This window comes from Achromobacter sp. UBA2119 (genome assembly GCF_002331005.1).
GTDB classification, from domain to species: Bacteria; Pseudomonadota; Gammaproteobacteria; order Burkholderiales; family Burkholderiaceae_B; genus Achromobacter; species Achromobacter animicus.
The window spans coordinates 169,833-185,297 of sequence record NZ_DCYD01000011.1 but is presented as its reverse complement, the minus strand read 5'-3'; the positions used below and the strand labels follow the sequence as shown (position 1 = coordinate 185,297).

Here is a 15,465-nt window from a genome sequence, read left to right as displayed (position 1 = left end):
ACATGCAGACGCGAGCGCGTCGCCAGAATGCAGAGGCCGACGTAAGGTCGGGTCGTCCTCCCTCCTGCAAGTGATGGCAGCGTGTTTAGGCGCTAAACAGCAGAAGGCGTATCGGCCTTGCTGCGACTTTGGAGCGTACACATCCGAATCGGAGCGCTCAGCCGGAGGCGTTTAGCTGCTAAACACCTCTCAGTCGATTACTGAACGCCGATTCGGATGCCGCCAGCGAGATACCACGACGCTGGCGGATTCCTGCCGACTTGCACGGCGCAGGCCAGTTGTTCTCCCGGCCGGGTGTTCGCCCCGCCGTTACTCGCCACGGAGGGCATAGACATTCTGCTTAGGCGCTCGCGCCCTTCACTCGAAGGGCTGGTGGGAAGGCGGGATCGTTGATCCCTTCCTGCCTCATCTCGAGATCTAGGTGGTCTTCCAGGCTCTGCGCCTGAACAGATTTTTTCAACCACATGCTTGCCGCACCTGGCCGGACTTCACGGGCCTCTACGGGACCCCTAGATTTTTGCTGCTTCTTTTCGTCCCCGGGGCTTTCCGTGTTCGCAGCCAACTCCCCTTCTGCGGCGCCCTCTCGGGCGGCGCAGGACGTTACTTCTGTGCGTATTGTTAAAGAGCGGCAACCCATATTTGGGTGTGTGCGAACATGATAACCCGTAAATAAACGTTGTCAACCCAAATATGGGTTTACTAAGGCAGCCGTGTTCTAGCCGAGTTAGGGGCGAACAAAAGGACATTGTTTTCGTATTTGGTAACAAAAGGCCTAAATTTCGGCCGCAAGCTGCCGTTTGTACCTATATCCAACCAGTAGACAGTGGCACCCGTCGTGGTTTCGATCCGCCATTGCGGGAATCTATGCGCGTCGCTTGGGGGATTCCCCCTTTTTTGCAAGCGTTTGACGCTCAGCCTCTGAATAACGTTCTATATCGTTCAAAATCAGCTGCTGGAATGCAGGATTGAGGGTGCGGAAGCACTCCAACAAAGTTTGCTCTTCCTTTGAGAGGGGCAGGGTTCCTGCCACGGGCTCGGTCATTAACGACGGCAGATGTGCCGGATCCAGGTCCTCGACAAACAATTGCCAAAGGTCCAAACCAAAAGCCCGTGCGATTTCCGCAACGCTTTCCACTCCTGCGCTTCCCTGCGCGCGACGAACACGGTCAACCGTCGACCGCGTCAGGCGGCCGTTCGTTTTCTTCTCAAGCGCGGCATTAGATAGACCAGCCGTACGCATGAGCTGATCGACGTTCGTGCCGACGAGTTCTGTAGCTTTTTTTGCCATACGGAACTATGCCGCGCCGGCGTGCATATATGTGGGTTGAAATAACCCAAATACGGGTTAGAATCGCTTGCATGAGCGAACTTCAATTTTTTGACCGGGTGTTATCCCGCCTCCGCGCCGTCCCGTACAACGAACTCGGCGTAGTCGCCGACGCGACGCACGTGTCGCTGAGCAATCTCCGTAAGATCCGCTACGGCGAGGTGAAGAATCCAGGAGTCCAGACGGTTCAGGCCCTGGCTGACTACTTCGCTGCCATAGACGTCCCCCGCGACCGATCCAATCAAACTTCCGCTGTTCCCGCTAAAAAACCGTAGGGACGGCCGATGATCTTCGGTGTTTAGCAGCTAAACACGGAGTCTCGCGTTGGCTGCTGTGCATCCGTACCTCACAAGGACAGAGGAATGGCAAACATGAGAACTGTTGTAATCGCACAGAACAAAGGTGGTGTCGGCAAGACCGCTGATGCCATCCACATTGCGTTTCACGCCGCCGAACGGGGGCTCAAGACACTCGTAGTGGACCTGGACACCGGGAACCTCTCCAAGACCATGCGTCAGCACCGCTTGGAGGTACCGGCGAGCGCACTGTTTCTCGATGAGATGCCGGTCGTTCGCGACGCCCCAGGCCCTATTGCCCTGCTGCACGCAGATCGGCTTCTGGCCAACGTCATCTACATGCCCCTCGAGCGAGCACTTCGAAATTTCCAGGTAAACCTGCGCGAATTTGAAACGCGGGGCTTTGATCTCTGCGTGATCGACACGCCCGCCAGCATCGGCATCGCCACCATTACTGCACTGCGCACCGCGGATGCGGTGATCAGTCCAGTCGAGATGGAGGACTACAGCATCGAGGGCATCAAAGACATGATGCGCGTGATCGTCGGGGCCAAGCAGCACAACCCGAAGCTGCACTTCCTGGGTATTGTGCCGAACCGGGTTGACCGCCGTAACCCGCGTCAGGTCAAACATCTTGCCGAGGTACAAGCTGCGCACGGCAAACTTCTGGCCCCAGTTGTGGTGGGTCTGCGCACTAGCGTCGCAGAGGCACTGGCTGCGGGCGAACCCGTCTGGAAGAGCAGGAAGACAACGGCACGGGCAGCAGGCGCGGAGATGCGCGCCCTCGGCAATCACGTCCTGCAAACGATGGGAGTGGCGAAATGAGTTTAGCCGCTAAACACGGTGATGCCGGCGGCCTGGACTTGGCCGGCCTGGGCGATTTGGCGTCGCTGCTAGACGGCGCGCCGCCCCAGGCGCGCGAACCCGGCTCCTATGACATTAGTCTCATCCACGAAGATGAAAAGAACTCCCGCGGCAAAAACAATCCGGGATACAGCGTGGAGAGCATCGCAGAGCTAGCTGCGTCGTTCAAACGCCAAGAGCGCAAGGGTAAGCGTGCCATCAAGTCTCCTTTGTCGTTGCGACCGCATCCAACAATTCCCGGACATTTCATTATCAATCACGGTCACCGCCGATTCCGTGCAGCGAAGGTCGCTGAGATGACTTCGGTGCCGGGGTTCGAAGATCCGGATTTCGATGACTTCGATCAGGTCGTGGAGAACGTGCAGCGCGAGAACCTAACCGCGCGGGAAATTGCGGACTTTATCGGCGGCAAGCTGTCAGCTGGTTGGTCCCGGGCCGACTTAGCGCGTCAGCTCGGTAAATCGAAAGCCTGGGTAAGCCATCATGCAGGTCTACTCACGCTGCCCGAACCCGTCGCCGAAGCGGTTGCGGCGGGGAAGGTGACTGATGTGACGCTCGCCAATGAACTGGCCGTCGCGCACCGTGAGCAACCGGAGGCCGTCGCAGATCTGTTGAGCGCGAATGAGGCCAAGCCTACGCGGTCGGCGGTGAAGGCGATTCGGAAAGCCGGAGGTGCGAAGCGAGCGTCGTCAGACGCACTGGCGGAGGAGACGCCACAGTCATCACGTGATGAGACGACAGCCCGCGCCGTAGTGGCGGAATGTTCGACCCATGTGTTCCATGCAAAAGAACCAAGCACCCCACCCGAAAATGGCGAACTACCGCCCACGGTTGGCCCGGAAGTCCAACGAAGCATGGATCGCCTCGAGCAGCATCGACGGGAAGGCGCAAACCCGGTGCTTCAAAAGAAAGGGACTGATGCCCTGGCACGCCTCATCAACATCGCACAGCGTGATACTGGCCAAAGCAAACGGGTGGCGGACTTTCTGCTTTCGTGGTGGAACGCGACCAGGTGCGGTGGCTTCGACCTGACCGATATCTGGAGCGTGGACGCTGAGATAGCCGATGACATGCTCGTCGTGATTGGCCTGATCCGCCAAACACGCGCGTATCCCGATACCCTGGGGACCGAGGTACATGCGCAGTTCAAGGCCCTGGTTGCGCTTTGGCGTCCGGCACTGTGCGACGCCTGATGTATCGTTTAGCCGCTAAACACCGAAAGAGGAGCCATCCGATGGAAAAGTCTTTGGCCAAAATTAATTCCCAGATCCGCTGAGGTATGTCGGGCCGATAACGACCGAGGCTGTGTGAAAACTCGTGATGGACTTGTTTTCGAGGGTGTTCAAACCCTTCCCTCAACTCCGATCGTCGATCCTGAGTTGATCTGAGAGGCCAACTTCCGACATGACCCTCAGCACGGTGAGTTTTCACACAACCTCGACCCAGAGCGGTCGGTCTGCCTCCCACCTCTCGGCGCAGATTCTCTGGCATCCAAAGCGAATTCGATTCGCCCAGCTGCAACTGCGCATAGTGACATCGCGTAAACGGCGCGTGCGTCAACTGCCTAAAGTTTTGCCTAGTTCCAAGCGTAATGTCGCGGGTAGTTTTGAGACGAGCTAGGTTTTGATTTGCACGCAGAGTTGAACCACCTTTACGTTTGATTTGCATGTAAGTCCGAACAACCTCGTGAACACCATCCTGCTCGGTACGCGTGTGGGACACAGGAGTGATCGACGTGGGTCTTCTCAGCATTACTCGCCGTTGGCATTTGCGCGATCATGGCTCTTTACGAGAGATTGCCAAGCGACTTGGCATATCGCGCACCTCGGTGAGACGCTATCTGCACTCGTCGTGGCTCAAGGTCGAGGCTAACCGCACACGCAAGCAGCGACGCTCGCTTTTGGAGCCGCACCAGGATTCTTGCTCTCTAGGCTATACGGGCTCTTACGACCGAGTCGCTGCTTTCGCGTTCGTCACTAGCCCAGAACTCAGGGCGGCGTTGCCGAATGTGCCGACGGCCCCAGAGGCAGGGATGCCCAGACTTTCGGCCGTGGCGTGGTTCGGATCGCCGGCGCCCAATGACATGCCGACTGCCATGGTGGATAAGATTAAGCAAGCCATCGCTCGGGAATTCGCCAAACCCCGTCCGGATTGCGGAAAATCCTGAAGTTCTGAACGATCGTTAGACAAAGGGAGAATGAGAATTGCGGGGCTCACATGGCTACCTGCGAGTGCCTTTTGCCCGGGGCCTCATTAACAGGTATTCCATGGTGATCGATGCTTGGGTGCCATTTTGAATCCCCTGTAGCAGTCATGGACAAACTCACTCAGGCTTTCGCATTTGAACGGCGCATCAAGGCTTTGTTCGATCCAATGAGTATTCTTCCGACATTGCCAGAGCCGATTGGAACCGCCGGCAAGCGCCTAATTCCCTAAGGCTTGATATCCGTTCCATCTACTGACTGAAAATCGCTCCGCCATCTTCAGGCTGCACTGTCCCTGGGCCGCTTGTGCAAGGACTTCGCCCACCGCAGGCGCAATCTGAAAGCCTCCCCCCGAAAACCCGAAGGCGTGCAGCAGCCTCGGCACCTTGGCGCTGAAGCCGATGACGGGATTCTTGTCGGGGAAATAGCCTTCTATTCCCGACCAGCAGCGGATGATGTTGGCGCGGGCGAGGGCGGGCAGAATGGCCGGGCCGGTGCGGCCGAGATCGGCCAGGGCCGCGGGACCTGGGCGGCTGCGATCGCCGGGCAAGGCATGGCCATAACCGCCTCCCATGACGACATTGCCGCGCGCCACCTGCCTGGCGTAGAAGCCTCCACCTTCGACGCCCAGCGACACGCCGATCTGCGGTGTGAGCGGTTCGGTGACGAGCAGGGTGGGGTACTTGACCTGCAAGGGCAGGACGTCGCCAAACCAGCCGGCCACGACAGCGCCCCATGCGCCGGCGGCGTTGATCACCGTGGCGGCGCGAATGCGGCGCCCGTCCGTGGCCGTCAGCAGGAAGTCGCTTGCCATGGTGTCGACGTGGGCGATGGCGCAGTGCTCAAGCAGTTGGGCGCCCGCGCGCGCCGCGGCGTGGGCGAAGGCGGGCGCGACCAGGCGAGGATTGGCCTGGCCGTCTTCGGGGCAAAGTGAGCCGCCGACGATGTCGGGCGCCAGCGCGGGAAAGCGCCGGCGCAGGGCGGCGCGGTCCAGAATCTCCAGGCCCAGGTCAAGGTCGCGCACCTTGTCGCGATAGGCGACGAGTTTGTCCAGGTCCGCTTGCGATCGGGCAAGTTTCAGATGACCGGTGCGCACGTATTCGGCGTCGGTACCGATCAGCGCCGGTAGCCGTGCCCAGATGCCGTGGGCGCGCTGGGCGAGGTGTAGCTGTTCAAGGTTGCGGCCCTGGCGGCGCACGCCGCCGAAGTTGACGCCGCTGGCGCGCGCGCCGCACAAGTCGCGTTCGATCAGCAGGGTGGAGACGCCAGCGCGCTGTAGCGCCAAGGCGGCGCTGGCGCCGACCAGGCCCGCGCCGATGATGGCGACGTCGGTATGCAGCAGTGTCATGACGGGTTCTTGTCAAAGCTTGCGAACGGCAGGGGTTTGACGGGCGCCTGTCCTCGCAGGCGGCCGACGGCCGCCAGGGGGATTTTCCGGCAGTCGGCCAGCAATTCGGCGGCGCCGCTCTGGCACAGGCGGCCCTGGCACAAGCCCATTCCGATGCGCGTCAGGGCTTTCAGGCGGTTGAGGTCATCGATGGCATATTGCGCGGCGGCGGCGCGCAGCGCTCCCGCCCGCACTTCCTCGCAGCGGCAGACGATGACGCTGTCGTCGCAGCCGGAGCCTGCGGCCGGCAGCGGGAACGCACGGTCCAGACCATGCCGAAAGCGCGTCAGCGCGGCCTGCCGGCGCGCCAGCCAACGCAGGCGCTTGGGGTCGACGCGGATGCCGCTGTCGGCCAGCATGGCAAGCGCGCTGCGTTCGCCGGCCAGTTCGGCCAGTGCGGCGCCGCCGATGCCCGCGCCGTCGCCCGCCAGGTAGACGCCGGCGATCGAGCTGCGGCCGTCGGCGTCGCGTCGCGGCAGCCAGGCGCGCTGGGCGGCGTGGAAATCGAAATCGCAGTCGAGCAGGTCGGCCAGTTGGGTTTCGGCGCGCAGGCCGTGGCCGACTGCCAGCGCGTCACAGGCAATGTGGCGTTCGGCGTCGACGATGCGCGCGCGCGCGCTTTCGATGCGGGTCTCGCCCCGGGCCGAGATAAGGCTTGCCGAATGGTGCACGGGTACGCCGTGCGCGCGCAGCCATCCCAGGTAATACAAGCCCTTGGCCAGCGTGCCCACCTGATTCAGCAGCGCGGGCAGGGCGCGTGCCTGGCCAGCCAGCGGCGCGCTATCGAGCACGGCCTGCACCTGGCCCCCGGCACGCGCGTATTGATAGGCGACGAGATACAGCAAGGGCCCGGTGCCCGCGAAGACGATGCGCGGCCCCAGCAGGCAATGCTGGCCCTTCAGCGCAATTTGGGCGCCGCCCAGCGAAAAGACGCCAGGCAGGGTCCAGCCGGGAAAGGGCAGAACGCGGTCGGTGGCGCCGGTGGCTATCAGCAGTTGGGAGTAGGGCAGTTCATCCAAGTCGCCGTCTTGCGTAACGAGATCTAGGTGGCCGGGCGCGGTGTTCCACACGGCGGTGTTTGCGCGGTAGTCGGCCTGCTGGCGCAATTGGGCGCCTGCCTCGTGGATGCGGGCCGCGCGCTGATGTTCGAAGCCGTACCGCTGGCGTGCGGTGCCGCGCGGGACGGGGCTTTGGCGATAGATCTGGCCGCCGGGCAGCGCGGCCTCGTCGATGACGACGGGCCGCACTCCGTGGCGCAGCAGCGTTTGTGCGGCGCGCACGCCGGCGGGTCCTGCGCCCACCACCACCACGCTCGGCGGCGCATCGGACATGGGAGGCATGTTCATGGGCACGCTCCGGGCAGGGCGTCGAGCAGTTCCATGCCATCTTCGGCCAAGGTGGAGCAGGCGCGCAGGCGCTGGCCGTCGATGCGCTGTACCCAGCAGTCCTGGCAAGCGCCCATCAGGCAGAAACCCGCGCGCGGCGCGCCCGTGCCCAGTGTGGTTCGCAGCCGGTCGCCGGCCAGCAGCAGCGCCGTCAGCACGGTGTCGCCGTGCTGGGCGGCTATCGGCTGGCCGTTCCAGGTCAGGTGCAGGGCGGAACCGGCCTGCGGCGCGGCACGGCGCAGCAGCGGTGTCATGCGCGCGGCTCCGGGGCGCATGCCCTGTCAGCGTGCATCTGCGACAGCGTGCGGTCGGGCAGGATGATGTCGGCGTCGTACACCAGATCCAGAATCGCGGGCAGTTGGTGCTCACGGGCGTGGGCCAGCGCGGCGTCATAGGCCGGCGCAAATTCCTCGGTGGTTGTGACGCGGTGGCCGAAGGCGCCATAGCTTTGCGCGAGCTGGGCGAAGTCGGGATTGACCAGGGTCGTGGCCAATGCGCGGCCAGGATAGGCCCGCTCCTGATGCAGCCGGATGGTGCCGTAAAGCCCGTTGTTGAACACCAGGATGACGATGCCCAGCCGATGCTGCACGGCGGTGGCGACTTCCTGCATGGTCATCTGGAAGCATCCGTCGCCGGCAAAGCAGATGACCGGGGCGTCGCGGTCATGCAGCTTGGCCGCGATGGCCGCCGGCAGGCCGTAGCCCATGGCGCCCACGGCCGGCGCAAGCTGGCTGGCAAGGCCCTTGAAGGCGATGTGCCGGTGCGCATAGAGCGCGTAGTTGCCCGCGCCCACGGTGACGCAGGCGCGCGCGGGCAGGGAAGCCGCGACATGGCCGGCGGCCGCATTCAGGTCGAGCGGGCCGGGGGTCGGCAGCAGCACGGGCGCCGAACCCGCGGCGTGCGCGCCGCTGCGCGCTGGCCGCCAGCCCGGCGTGGGCGCGAGAGCCGCCGCGGCCTGGGCAAAGCCAGCCACGCTGGCAACGATGCCGAGCGCCGGCGTGCAAAGCCGCCCGATCTCGTTGGCGTCGGCGTGGATGTGCACCAAGGTCTGCCGCGGCGTGGGCGAGGCGAGCCATTCGTAATTGATGGTGGTCGGTTCGCACAGGCGCGTGCCCAGCGCGATGACGAGGTCGCTGTCCGTGACGACGCGCTTCTGGTGCGCGGGCATGCTGGCGCTGACCTGCCCGACGAAGTTCGGATGGTTGTTGTCGAACAGCTCCAGCCGTCTCCAGGCGGTGGCGACCGGCAGGTCAAAGCGCAGGGCAAAGTCGCGTACCGCCCCGCGCGCCGCATCGGACCAGCGCGAACCTCCCAGCAGCAGCAACGGCCGGGCGGCGGACTCGATCATCCGCTGCAGGCGCTGCATATCGTTGGGCGTGGGGCAGGCCTGCGGTGTCGCGGGCGGCGCGGCCAGCGGCGCTCGGGTCAGGCGGGCCAGCATGTCCTCGGGCAGCGCCAGCACCACGGGGCCGGGACGTCCGCTGGTGGCGGTGGTCCAGGCGCGCGCCAGATATTCCGGGATGCGGTCGGCGCGCTCGATCTGCGCCACCCATTTCGCCAGCGGCGCGTACATGGCGCGGTAGTCCACTTCCTGGAAGCACTGGCGGTCGGCGGTGTCGCCGCCGACCTGGCCGATGAAGAGGATCATGGGCGTGGAGTCTTCGCGGGCGGTGTGCACGCCGATGGCCGCGTTGGTGGCGCCGGGGCCGCGCGATACAAAGCAGATGCCGGGCTGGCCGGTCAGCTTGCCGTGTGCCTCGGCCATATAGGCCGCACCGCCTTCCTGGCGGCAGACGATAGATTCGATTGCATCGCGCCGCGCGTACAGGGCGTCGATGCAGGGCAGGAAGCTCTCGCCGGGCACCATGAAGACGCGCCGCACGCCAAAGGCCTGCAACTGTGCGATGAGGGCCTCGCCGCCGCTGCGGGGCTCGGCTGATTCGGGACGGGTCATGCGCCTTCCTGTTCAAGGGCGCGCGCCACACGCTCGGGTCCATAGTCGCGCTCCGCGGCGGCGCGGCTCACCTTGCCGCCAACGACGTCGCGGCGGATATCGGCAAGGTCGCGCTCCGCGGGAATCCCGTAGCCGCCTCCGCCGGGCGTCTCCAGGCGGACCGTGAAGCCCGCCGGCAGAGGGTGGCCCGAAATCTTGTTGGGCAGCCGCTGCTCGTCGGCGCGGCCCGGGTTCTGGATGAGGCGCGAGGTGCCGCCCGTCAGGCCGCCATCGAGGCCGGCTGCGCCGAACAGCGCCGCGTCGCAGCGGATGGTGCAGGCCAGTTGATCGTGCAGCGAGCGGATCTGGCGCGCAATGCCCATGCCGCCCCGGTATTTGCCCGCGCCGCCCGTATCGTTCACCAGGGCGTACTCGTCGACCAGTAGGGGGTATTCGATTTCCAGCGCCTCGGCGGGCAGGTTGGACGTATTGGTGACGTTGACCTGGATACCGTCCATGCCGTCGCCCCGGGCGCGCCCGCCCGCGCCGCCGCCCAGCGTTTCAAGATAAACGAAGGTGCCTTTGCCGTCGCGCATCGGGCCGGAGAACAGCATGGAGGGCATCACGTCGTTGGACGAAGCCATGCCGCGGCCGGGCGGCAGCAGTTGGCCCAGGGCGCCAATCACGGTGCCCGCCACGCGCTGCGCGGTGGTCACGCGCGCGCCCACGGCGGCGGGAAACACCGGATTGGTGATCGTGCCCTCGGGCGCACTGATGGTGATGGGTTGGAAAAGCCCGTTATTCGGCATCAGCTCGGGATCGAGCATGGCCTTGACCGCGAAATACACGCTGGCGTTCAGCGCGCTGGCCGGCAAGTTGAAGGCGCCGCGCGCCTGCTTGCCGGTGCCCGTGAAGTCCACGTGCAGTTGGCCGTCGCGCGCCTGCACGTTGGCCTGGATCACCACCGGGTCGCCGCCCATGCCGTCATCGTCCATGCGTTCGGTGAACGAAACGCTGCCTGTCGGAAGCTGGGCGATGCGGTTGCGCAGCCGCCGTTCGGTGTAGCGCAGGATGCCGTCGATGGCGGATAGCACGGTGTCCAGCCCCGATTGGCCGACCAGCTCCAGCATCAGGCGCGCGCCCTTGTCGTTGGTCGCGATCTGGGCGCGGATGTCGTGCATGCGGTTGTCCGGCTCGCGCGTGTTGTGCGCGATCATCTCCAGCAAGTCCAGGTCCAGCTCGCCCTGCCGCACGATGCGCATCGCGGGCAGGCGGATGCCTTCCTCCCATACCGTCTTGAGGTGGTGCGAGGTCGAGCCCGGCACGGCGCCGCCTACGTCGGTGTGGTGGCCAATATTGGCGGCGAAAAAGCGCAACACGCCGTCGAAGAAGATGGGCGATACGACGGTAATGTCCGGCGCGTGGGTGCCCCCGGCCAGGTAGGCGTCGTTGCACAGAAAAGCGTCGCCGGGACGGATGCCGGCCGCGCCGTAGCGGCGCAGCACGGCGTCGATGCCGCCCGACAGCGAGCCCAGGTGCACCGGCACGTGGGCAGCCTGCGCCACCAGCCGGCCGGCGGCGTCGAACAGCGCCACGGAGCAGTCCTTGCGCTCCTTGATGTTGCTGGAAAACGAGGAGCGGATCAGCGTGTTGCCCATTTCTTCGGTGATGGACAGCAGGCGGTTGCTGAAGACCTCCATTTCGATGGGATCGAACGCGTCGGTGTCGGCGGCGGCAGTCGGTGCAGTGGTCATGTCGGGTTGCCTTAGGGGTTGAGGTTGACGACGAGGTTGCCGTAGTCGTCCACGCGCGCTTGCTGGTCCGGCAGGATCACGGTGGTTGAACTCATCTCCTCGATGACGGCGGGGCCGTCGATGGGGACGCCTGCCGGAAGCAGGGCGCGGCGATAGATGGGCGTGTCGGTCCATCCGGCGCCTTCGAAGTACACGGCCCGGCGCTCCTTGATCGCGCCCGCGAGGCTGGCGCCGCCAGGCACGCGCGCGATCGGCGCGCGCGGCACCAGACCCACTGCCCGCACGCGGCAGTTGACGATCTCGACCGCGCGGCCGGTCGCGTCGTAGCCGTACTCGCGGATATGGGCCGCGCTGAAAGCCGCCACGAAGTCGGTGAGCGGCATCAGGCGCATGCCGTCCAGCGGCACGGGGATCTCGAAATTCTGGCCCTGGTAGCGCGCGTCGATGACCGCCGATAGGCGCTGGGCGGAATCGTCCACGCCTTCGCCCGTCAGCCACGCGCGGGCTTTGCCGCCCAGCGCGTCCAGCGCCTGCTGCACCGCCAGCCAGCCCTGTTCGTTCGCATTGGCCATCAGCGTCTGGACGAAGTCCATGGATATGTCCGACAGCAGGATGCCGCGCGCGCACATGGTGCCGGGCTCCTGCGGAATCAGTAGCGTGCCGATGCCGCAGTCGCGCGCCAGCTCGGCCGCGTGCAGGCCGCCCGCGCCGCCGAAGGCGCACAGCGCGAACTTGCGGATGTCATGGCCGCGTTCGGTCGAAACCGCGCGCACGGCCCGGGCCATGTTCGAGTTGGCGATTCGCAGGATGCCGTAGGCCGCTTCTTCGATGCTGATGCCCAACGGGTCGGCCACTTGTTCCTGAAGCGCGGCGCGTGCGCGCTCCGCATGCACAGCCATGCGGCCTTCAAGCAGCGCCACGGGATTCAGGCGGCCCAGCACGACGTGCGCGTCCGTCAGGGTGACGGTCGTGCCGCCCCGGTTGTAGGCGATCGGGCCGGGCACCGCGCCGGCGCTTTGCGGGCCCACCTTCAACGCGCCGGCGTCGTCGATGCGCGCGATGCTGCCGCCGCCCGCGCCAATGACGTGTACGTCGACCATAAGGGTCTTGACGGGATAATCCGCCACCAGGCGGCTGGAAGTGAACAGCGGCTGCAGCTCGGCCACCAGCGACACGTCCGTGCTGGTGCCGCCGACGTCGAAGGTGATCAGGTTGTGAAAGCCGGCGGCCTGCCCGAGCTCGGCCGCGCCGATGACGCCGGCAGCGGGCCCGGACACGCAGGTTCGCACCGGCGCGGTCAGCACCGACTCCACCGACATCAGGCCCCCGTTGGAATGCACGGTCGTGGGAGGCACGCGCACCCCCATGGCCTGCACCGAGTCGACCAGGTTGCGCATGTATGACGCCATGCGCGGGCCCACGTAGGCGTTCAGGGCCGTGGTCGACATGCGCTCATACTCGCGGAACTCTGGCAGTATTTCGCTGGAAACGCTGAGGTAGGCATCGGGAAGATATTCGGCCAGGATTTCGCGCGTGCGGCGCTCGTGGGCGTCGTTGCGATAGCTGTGCATAAAGCAGATGGCCACCGCTTCGACCCGCGCGTCGGCCAGTTGGCGCGCGACCGCGACGACTTCGTCCTCGTTCAGCGCCTGCAGCACGGAGCCGTCCGCCGCCATGCGTTCGCCGATCTCGAAGCGCCATTCGCGCGGCGCCAGCGGCGCCGGCTTGATGACGTTGTAGTCGTACAGATGCGGGCGGGTTTGGCGGCCGATCTCCAGCACGTCGCGAAAGCCGCGCGTGGTGACCAGGGCGCAGCGCGAACCGCGGCGCTCGATCACCATATTGGTGGCCACCGTTGTGCCGTGGCCCACGTGGACCAGTTCGTCGCCGGCGATCCCGTGCTCGCGCATCAGATGGGCGAGACCGCTCTGGATGGCCTCGGACGGGTCGTGCGGCGTCGAAGGCACCTTGAAGTAGGATAACGCGCCGCTGTGTTCGGCCAGTAGGGTGAAATCAGTGAAGGTGCCGCCCACGTCGAATCCGACGCGGAAACGGCGCTCGCCGGTGGGGGATGCGGAGTGGGTCAACGCGGGTCTCCAGGAAGCCGGCGCGGACATGCGCCGAAGCTAGGGTGACCAGAATCTTATCGACCGCGGATCATTCGATCTAATCAAAGATTTGCATTGATCTTCATCATTTGTGTGAATAACGACAGGCTCAATAGGCGTGCGATTCAGCCCCCTGCGCGGGGTCGAACATCATGCCCTGCGCCTTGCACACCTTGAGGATCTCCTCGCGGAGCCAGCGATGCGACGGCAGGTTGTCCGAGCGCTCGTGCCAGATCAGATTGACCGTGCGGGGGATCAGCGGGAAGGGCGGCTCGATGGCCTCTAGCTGGTGGCTGTGCGGGCTGTTGCGCACGGCGTTGGCCGGCACCACGCAGATAAGGTCGGTCTCGGCCAGCAGGCGCGGGGCCAGCGCGAACTGGTTGATCGTCAGCACGGCGTTGCGCTTGTAGCCGTGGGCGGCCAGCTCGTGATCGATCAGGGCCGCCGTGCCCAGCAGGCTCACCACCAGATGGCGCGCGCACAGGAAATCGTCCAGCGTGAAGCGCGGCAGGGACAGCAGCGGATGGCCTTTGCGCATCGCGCAGACGTAGGTCAGGGTTTCAAGCGGCAGGGTGCGCAGCGACGAACCGAAGTTCGAATACACGCCCGCTGCCATATCGACTTCCCCCTTTTCCAGCAGCGAGGTGGTGTTGTCCAGCGAATAGGGGTGCAGGTGGATGCGGATATTCGGCGCCACCTCCTGTTGTTCGACAAACAGCGGCCGGATGACCTGGTCGGCCACGTAGTCGGACATGGCCAGACGGAAGACGGCTTCCGATCGGGCGGGGTCGAACTCATTGCGCTCCAGGGTCTCGGCGATACGGGCAAGCGCGTCGCGGATGGGCGGCCAGAGCAATTCGGCGCGCTGGGTGGGCAGGACCCCACCCTGGACCTTGATGAACAGTGGATCCTTCAGCGTCAGCCGTAGCCGGTTGATGGCGTTGCTGACCGCCGGCTGCGTCATGTGCAGGGTGTGCGACGCGCGCGTGACGTTACGCTCGGTCATCACGGCGTCGAATATGCGAAGCAGGTTCAAGTCGATGGCGTCAAGCACGCTTACCCTAAGTCGTTATCAAAAACGTTGATGATGTTTTATTTTAATTGTTGATTGGTCATATAACATGCGACCGCTTAACCTTGCCCGGGTTACTGCGCAGTTCCTCCGCAACTTGGGTAATCAATTCATGATAAAGAACCTGAAGTTTCTGGCCGCCGCTTGTGTGGCCGCCTTCGCAGCCTCATCTGCCGCAGCCGCGGACAACTATCCCAGCAAGCCGATCACGATCGTCCTGCCTTATGCCACGGGCGGATCGGCCGACATGCTGGCGCGCTTCGCGGCCCAGGCGGTGCAGAGCGAATTGGGGCAGCCCGTCATCGTCGAGGCCAAGCCGGGCGCCGGCGGCGTCCTGGGAACCGAGCACGTCGCCCGCGCGGAGCCCGACGGCTACACGTTGGCCCTGACCGCGAGCGGCACGATGGCGGTCAACCCGTACGTCTACAAGCTGCGCTACAAGCCCTTGGAGGACTTCAAGCAGATCACGGTGCTGGTGGACCTGCCTTTCGTCGTGGTGACGAATAACGAGTTTCCCGCCAAGACGCTGAAGGAATTCATCGATTACGGGCGCCGCAATCCCAATAAGATCACTTTCGGCAATGCCGGTCTCGGGACCCAGCAACACTTGACGCAGCTTATGTTTGCACGCTCCGCCGGTATTGAGATCAACATCGTGCCGTACAAGGGAAGCAGCCCGGCGATGAACGATCTGCTGGGTGGCCATATTGACGCCGTGCTGGACAATACCGGCGTGCAGACACCCTTCATCAAGGCGGGCAAGGTGCGGCCGCTGTTCGTCACCAACCCCGAACGCGTGGCGGCGTTGCCCGATGTGCCGACGGCTCCAGAGGCCGGCATGCCCGGCTTTTCGGCCGTCGCGTGGTTTGGTTTAGCGGCGCCCAAGGGCACGCCGGACGCCATTGTGGACAAGATTCAGCAAGCTATCGCTCGCGAATTCGCCAAACCCGAGATGAAGCAACGCCTCCTGGAGCTGGCCATGATCCCGCGCGTATCGACGCCCGCCGACACCACGGCCCGCGTCAAGACGGACCTTGAGGCCTTTGGCAAGGTCGCCAAAGAGGTTGATTTAAAGCAGATGTGATTTGGTCCATAGGACTGCACGGTGCGAGGAGCCGTTCATGGCCATGGTCAG

The 15,465-nt window shown here is 64.5% G+C and carries 12 protein-coding genes and 1 pseudogene; 5 read left to right on the top strand and 8 right to left on the bottom strand.

Features of this window, described 5'->3' with window-relative positions; all coding sequences use genetic code 11:
* Positions 1 to 862: 862 nt before the first annotated feature.
* On the bottom strand, positions 863 to 1,288 hold the full coding sequence (locus tag B3098_RS10935) for a hypothetical protein (protein ID WP_152383404.1): 426 nt from the start codon (positions 1,286 to 1,288) through the stop codon (positions 863 to 865).
* A gap of 71 nt (positions 1,289 to 1,359) precedes the next feature.
* On the opposite strand from B3098_RS10935, the gene B3098_RS10930 reads away from it, so the two are divergent.
* The 4 genes and pseudogenes from B3098_RS10930 to B3098_RS10915 all read left to right on the top strand — a co-directional run.
* Positions 1,360 to 1,602, top strand: coding sequence for a hypothetical protein (locus tag B3098_RS10930; RefSeq protein WP_152383405.1), 243 nt, complete (start codon positions 1,360 to 1,362; stop codon positions 1,600 to 1,602).
* A 96-nt stretch (positions 1,603 to 1,698) separates the two neighbouring features.
* Entirely contained in the window at positions 1,699 to 2,448 is a 750-nt protein-coding gene (locus B3098_RS10925; protein ID WP_152383406.1) for a ParA family protein, read from the top strand.
* Entirely contained in the window at positions 2,445 to 3,680 is a 1,236-nt protein-coding gene (locus B3098_RS10920; protein WP_152383407.1) for a DUF7673 family protein, read from the top strand. Before B3098_RS10925 ends, B3098_RS10920 begins: the two co-directional genes overlap by 4 nt.
* Positions 3,681 to 4,213: 533 nt before the next feature.
* A pseudogene (locus B3098_RS10915) lies at positions 4,214 to 4,456 on the top strand (helix-turn-helix domain-containing protein); the annotation flags it as partial.
* Positions 4,457 to 4,911: 455 nt separating this feature from the next.
* Here the strand turns inward: B3098_RS10915 and B3098_RS10905 are convergent.
* The 7 genes from B3098_RS10905 to B3098_RS10875 all read right to left on the bottom strand — a co-directional run bounded on the left by B3098_RS10905 (position 4,912) and on the right by B3098_RS10875 (position 14,312).
* Positions 4,912 to 6,039, bottom strand: a complete 1,128-nt coding sequence (locus B3098_RS10905) for an NAD(P)/FAD-dependent oxidoreductase (RefSeq protein ID WP_152383408.1) — start codon at positions 6,037 to 6,039, stop codon at positions 4,912 to 4,914.
* The gene (locus B3098_RS10900) at positions 6,036 to 7,418 is read right to left on the bottom strand and encodes an FAD-dependent oxidoreductase (RefSeq protein ID WP_370881525.1); all 1,383 of its coding nucleotides are present in this window, start codon (positions 7,416 to 7,418) and stop codon (positions 6,036 to 6,038) included. The genes B3098_RS10905 and B3098_RS10900 overlap by 4 nt, the downstream gene beginning before the upstream one ends.
* Positions 7,419 to 7,420: 2 nt before the next feature.
* Positions 7,421 to 7,717, bottom strand: a complete 297-nt coding sequence (locus tag B3098_RS10895) for a (2Fe-2S)-binding protein (protein ID WP_082401429.1) — start codon at positions 7,715 to 7,717, stop codon at positions 7,421 to 7,423.
* Positions 7,714 to 9,417, bottom strand: a complete 1,704-nt coding sequence (locus B3098_RS10890; RefSeq protein ID WP_054481931.1) for a thiamine pyrophosphate-dependent enzyme — start codon at positions 9,415 to 9,417, stop codon at positions 7,714 to 7,716. The genes B3098_RS10895 and B3098_RS10890 overlap by 4 nt, the downstream gene beginning before the upstream one ends.
* Positions 9,414 to 11,150 (bottom strand): hydantoinase B/oxoprolinase family protein, encoded by a 1,737-nt coding sequence (locus B3098_RS10885; protein WP_054481932.1) that lies wholly within the window; start codon positions 11,148 to 11,150, stop codon positions 9,414 to 9,416. The genes B3098_RS10890 and B3098_RS10885 overlap by 4 nt, the downstream gene beginning before the upstream one ends.
* An 11-nt stretch (positions 11,151 to 11,161) precedes the next feature.
* Entirely contained in the window at positions 11,162 to 13,237 is a 2,076-nt protein-coding gene (locus B3098_RS10880) for a hydantoinase/oxoprolinase family protein (protein ID WP_152383409.1), read from the bottom strand.
* Between the two features lie 130 nt (positions 13,238 to 13,367).
* On the bottom strand, positions 13,368 to 14,312 hold the full coding sequence (locus B3098_RS10875) for a LysR family transcriptional regulator (protein WP_054481934.1): 945 nt from the start codon (positions 14,310 to 14,312) through the stop codon (positions 13,368 to 13,370).
* A 67-nt stretch (positions 14,313 to 14,379) separates the two neighbouring features.
* Here B3098_RS10875 and B3098_RS10870 point away from each other — a divergent pair, with 67 nt between their 5' ends.
* Positions 14,380 to 15,414 carry a Bug family tripartite tricarboxylate transporter substrate binding protein gene (locus tag B3098_RS10870; protein WP_227741353.1) on the top strand — a complete coding sequence of 345 codons (1,035 nt, stop codon included), beginning with the start codon at positions 14,380 to 14,382 and terminating at the stop codon, positions 15,412 to 15,414.
* The last annotated feature ends 51 nt before the right edge of the window (positions 15,415 to 15,465 follow it).

Bases quoted from the DNA above. Each gene is read 5' to 3' on its own strand.
- B3098_RS10935 (WP_152383404.1), bottom strand. From the start codon at position 1,288: ATGGCAAAAAAAGCTACAGAACTCGTCGGCACGAACGTCGATCAGCTC.
- B3098_RS10930 (WP_152383405.1), top strand. From the start codon at position 1,360: ATGAGCGAACTTCAATTTTTTGACCGGGTGTTATCCCGCCTCCGCGCC.
- B3098_RS10925 (WP_152383406.1), top strand. From the start codon at position 1,699: ATGAGAACTGTTGTAATCGCACAGAACAAAGGTGGTGTCGGCAAGACC.
- B3098_RS10920 (WP_152383407.1), top strand. From the start codon at position 2,445: ATGAGTTTAGCCGCTAAACACGGTGATGCCGGCGGCCTGGACTTGGCC.
- B3098_RS10905 (WP_152383408.1), bottom strand. From the start codon at position 6,039: ATGACACTGCTGCATACCGACGTCGCCATCATCGGCGCGGGCCTGGTC.
- B3098_RS10900 (WP_370881525.1), bottom strand. From the start codon at position 7,418: ATGCCTCCCATGTCCGATGCGCCGCCGAGCGTGGTGGTGGTGGGCGCA.
- B3098_RS10895 (WP_082401429.1), bottom strand. From the start codon at position 7,717: ATGACACCGCTGCTGCGCCGTGCCGCGCCGCAGGCCGGTTCCGCCCTG.
- B3098_RS10890 (WP_054481931.1), bottom strand. From the start codon at position 9,417: ATGACCCGTCCCGAATCAGCCGAGCCCCGCAGCGGCGGCGAGGCCCTC.
- B3098_RS10885 (WP_054481932.1), bottom strand. From the start codon at position 11,150: ATGACCACTGCACCGACTGCCGCCGCCGACACCGACGCGTTCGATCCC.
- B3098_RS10870 (WP_227741353.1), top strand. From the start codon at position 14,380: ATGCGACCGCTTAACCTTGCCCGGGTTACTGCGCAGTTCCTCCGCAAC.